The organism is Bacillus cereus group sp. BfR-BA-01356 (genome assembly GCF_022663635.1).
In the GTDB taxonomy this organism is placed as follows: domain Bacteria; phylum Bacillota; class Bacilli; order Bacillales; family Bacillaceae_G; genus Bacillus_A; species Bacillus_A cereus.
This window is the reverse complement of record NZ_JAKUFX010000221.1, coordinates 1-4,307: the sequence shown is the minus strand read 5'-3', so window position 1 is coordinate 4,307 and position 4,307 is coordinate 1. Positions and strand designations below refer to the sequence as shown.

The following is a 4,307-nucleotide window of genomic DNA, read 5'->3' as shown; positions in this document are numbered from 1 at the left end:
CCTTGCACATCAGAAATTTGAAATTTCTGCATGTGAATGATTGCGAATTTATTCATGTTTTTCCCTCACAATTGTCTTCAGTAAGAGGACTGCTTTTGAAATCATCATAACATATCGAGAGAGCGAATCCAAAGTTTTGGTATAGCCCACTATACCAAATTCCATTTGGTGTGGGCTCTGCGAGACCTTGTTGGCTTCGCCAAATCACGCCATGGCGTGATAAAATCCCTGGAGCTTTGCCCCACACCCCACAAGGGGAACTCTTCCCCTTGACCCCATCAATCGAACTCCCCAACCCCTCAATCCTTGAGGGGCTTCCTCGCCGGCTGGCGTCCCCAAAACGATTCGTTTTGAGAAACTGCCAAGAGGATGAAGAATCAGCTGCACGTGTCCATTCCTTAATGCTCCTTTCAGGGATCAGCACAAACCGCTGATCCCTGAAAGTCCGCTTACCATTGACACTTACCGCTTATTTTTCTTCTCCCAATAGTCGTTTTGCGAGTTGTTCCAATCGCTGGTTAAATCCTGTGTCGTAAGCTATATAGCTAATTCCTCGTCTTCTCTCCAAAATTTCTTTTAATACCGCTTTATCTTCTTCTTGTAATTCTACATTACCTACAACTATCTCTTTTGGCTGTCTAATTTGCACACCTAATGCTGTTAACTTTGCATAATTAGGAACTGTCATATATCGCATTTCAGACAAAAATTTCAAACGTTCCATTTCCTTTTCCGTAACATAGAATTTAACCTGTTGTTTAGACATTCACACGACCTCCAATAAACTAAATAGTACTATTTTAATAGATTAATTATAGACCTTTTTAGTACTAATTTGAACGTTAGAATTATCTTTCCCCTGTTTTTGGGTGTGAGTGCTGGCTAGTCGTGTGGGGGCTAAACCCCACATAGCGTTGATTCGTATCAAAAAAGAATCATACTTTGAACGGAAGAACTGGCGGTTCGGCTGGTACAATTGCTAGTCCAAGTCGAGCAACTTAACCCCGTTTTTGGTCTGTTCGGCTTGGCGAAAGCTAAAAACCAGCCGAAAAAAGTTTGGCAAGGAGGGAGCAAAGCGGACAAGGTGGAGATTTTTGAGTGGTATTTACTCAAAAATACGACCTGTTCCTTGCGGAACTTTTAGCTTTCTATATATAGAGTAAGAGGGACAAGCTATTAAAAGTTTAAAAAACATAGTCATATCAAGGGTTTTTAAGTTTTCCGTAGTTAGCAATTTTACTAACATTAGTTAGCAAAATTGCTAACTACGATTTTTAAAACAAGATATACTTTTTATTTTTGTCAATAAAAAAAAGAGCCAAAGGCTCTTAAAATAATCGTTGGGGTAATTTTTTTAATTCTTTAGGGACTTTTGAAAACATAGCTTGTAAAGTTTGATTAACTTCATCCTTATTACCGGAAAAAATAATATTTGGATTAACAAAAAGCGAATATGCCCTGGCGTTATTTTCTTCAAGTCCTAGCTCTGCTTTACATAAAACACCTTTATCTACTAATTTTTTTACAGTTCTACTTACATTAGGTTTATAAGTTCCTAGTAAGTCAGCAATAGCTTGTTGATTTAAAGGAGTAGGATTTTTCTTTTGTACGTCATCTACAATACAGTTAGATAAAAAACCTATATTAGATAATATATCAATTAAAAATGTTTTTTCTGCATTTGTTAAATATTTAATGTCTCTTAAATAAGACCAATTTGCTTGAATAAATTGAGCGAAGCGGAAATTATTTTTAATTTTTCTTTCTGGCACTAATTTCATTCCTTTAGAATTCGCTTTTGCTTGAAGATCATTAGCTAAATACATTTCTTCTTCCGATAAAATTTTAGAACTTTCAATCTCTCTTAATCTCGCATTTTTCTCAACTTGTTTAAAATCAATAGAATTTGCCATGTTCTTCTCCTCGTTTCTAGTATTTACAACTAGCGAAGAGCCTTTTCTTTTGTTATTATGTAATTAGAAGTTTTCTTATAAATTTTAAAAACTCTAATATTATTAAATAGAGACAAAAAAGCCCTTCATGTATAGTTGTAGCCGACACTCCAATTATAGCATGAATGGCTTTTTTTGTTGTATCTTGTCTGACTTTTTATATTTACAAAAACAAATAAACACCCGTAATTCTCTTGCTTATTCAAAAACTTGGGGGCAAGAGAATTACGGGTAAATCCTTTTATTTCAGCATAATGAATGTATACTTTCCTTACGGAAATATCTATTCTTCTAAAACTTCCTTATAATCCAATGAAATCAATAGTTTGAAAGTAAACTTCTATTCAAAAGTTTACTTTCGAACTTTTTATTTAAAATAGACATAAAATAATGTGAAACTAATAAATGGCTTAAGGTGAAAATGGTATTTCTTTTTTCACAAAAAGCCTAGTAATTACTAGGCTTTTTGTATTTACCTTTTATATTTTTAAACATGATAAAAACTTTTTATCTATTTGCACATATAATGTATTGGTTTATAAAAGGCACAAAAAAAAACCAATTCCCGTGTAATGGAATTGGTTTTTTTTGTGCAATTCAGTCAAACAGCAACTTGAACCCACATTCTCAAATGTAGTCTTATTAACTTTAACATAATTTCAATTACATAAACGTAAAAAATCTCTTTATATATAAATATACAAAGAGATTTTTTAGATGTAACCTTTAAAAAGTTATTTGTGATGGATATTTATTGTAGCATATTTAAATTTTTAGTACATTTTAAACAGCCACTAAATGACCACCAAAGGCCACTGGAAGGCCACAGAACAGCTATAAACGACCACTAGACGACCACAGGTCATAGAAAAAACGTACCAGCTAGAAATCTTTAGAAACCCAATAGGCACAGCCTATTTCACCACTTTTTATACAAAGTGGGATTCGGTTTCCTTATGCTCTTTTTTACAACATACCTTTTTCTAACGTTCCATGTCATATCCTTTCTGTCTACTTTTTACTTCTCTTGCATGTTCACGTTCAAATTGATTATCTACACCCTTTATATCCAATTCGTTCTTAATAAGTCCTCTAAACGCCTTAAATTGCTCTTTAAAGACTTTTTTCGTCTGTTGATATAAAACCTTTATATTAATCTGCAAATCTCTTATATGAGCCTTTAACGAGCTTACTTCTGTACTTAATTGTTTGTTTTCCTCTTGTAACTTTAAATTTCTCTTTTGAGAATCTTGAAGTGAATCGCATATTTCATCAACTGCCTCATGTAATTGTTTGTTTTCTTTTACAAGATCCGTTTTTTGCAAACGTTCATAATCGTTCTTTATAATAACCGCTGCATTCACTTTTTCTGTCATATCTCTCCATTGCTCACGTGTAACCACGATGTTTCCTGTTTTTTTCTCTGTGATTTCTGGCTTTCCAAACAGTTTTGTTGTTACTTCCGTTTTTGTTTCTTCTCGCAAATAAGACATTGACACTGGCTTGTCCGGAATTTGGTTTCGAAACGTTTCAAATACCTGTTTCTTTTCTTTTATTTTTTTATCTAAACTTAAAAATTGTTGCTGAATTTTTTGTAATGTTTCATTCTGTTTTTCAATGTAGTTTGTGGTTTGTTGTAATTGATTATGAGTTTCCACTACTTTTGCCTTTAAATGCGTTTTTACATTGGATAACTGTTCCACTTCTACTTCTAAATCTTGTTTTTCCTTAAAGGCTTGAGGCGATAAATGTTTTTTCTCAGAACCTTCTCCACGCTCTACATCAAAACCTTTTTCCCGCATTTCCAACGGAAAGTCCTGTTGCAAAGATATCAGCTCTTTTCTCGTAAACATATCTTTTGCTGACAAACGATTGTCTTCTGTAATTGGCATGACACCAATATGCATATGTGGTGTCGCTTCATCCATATGAACCATCGCATACAACGTATTTTGTTTTCCATAACGTTTTTGAATAAACGCTAGCGAACTTTCAAAATAACGTTTCTGTTCTTCTAAACGTAATGAATGCATGTAATCAGGAGAAGCTGTTACTACAAATTCAGAAAGTACAACGGAATTTGCTCGAGGTTTTCGTTTTACTCGCTCACTGATCTCTTGTTTAATTGTGCTTTCATATCTAATTTTTTGCTGATTCAACAAATCATAATTTTGTTCACTTTTCGAATAATCAATATCCAAATTGGATTTACTTTTTCCTTGTCTCTGATTATGTTTTTGAATTCCTTGCACATCAGAAATTTGAAATTTCTGCATGTGAATGATTGCGAATTTATTCATGTTTTTCCCTCACAATTGTCTTCAGTAAGAGGACTGCTTTTGAAATCATCATAAC

At 33.5% G+C, this 4,307-nt stretch carries 3 protein-coding genes; all 3 read right to left on the bottom strand.

The annotated features are described in order from the left end of the window. Positions 1–469: 469 nt before the first annotated feature. Entirely contained in the window at positions 470–766 is a 297-nt protein-coding gene (locus MR168_RS32285) for a hypothetical protein (RefSeq protein WP_042595346.1), read from the bottom strand. Positions 767–1,328: 562 nt separating this feature from the next. Next, entirely contained in the window at positions 1,329–1,913 is a 585-nt protein-coding gene (locus tag MR168_RS32280; RefSeq protein ID WP_042595349.1) for a replication/maintenance protein RepL, read from the bottom strand. Between the two features lie 1,022 nt (positions 1,914–2,935). Continuing rightward, a complete protein-coding gene (gene mobV, locus MR168_RS32275; RefSeq protein ID WP_242262374.1) occupies positions 2,936–4,252 on the bottom strand; it encodes a MobV family relaxase in 1,317 nt (438 codons plus the stop codon). Positions 4,253–4,307 lie beyond the last annotated feature (55 nt).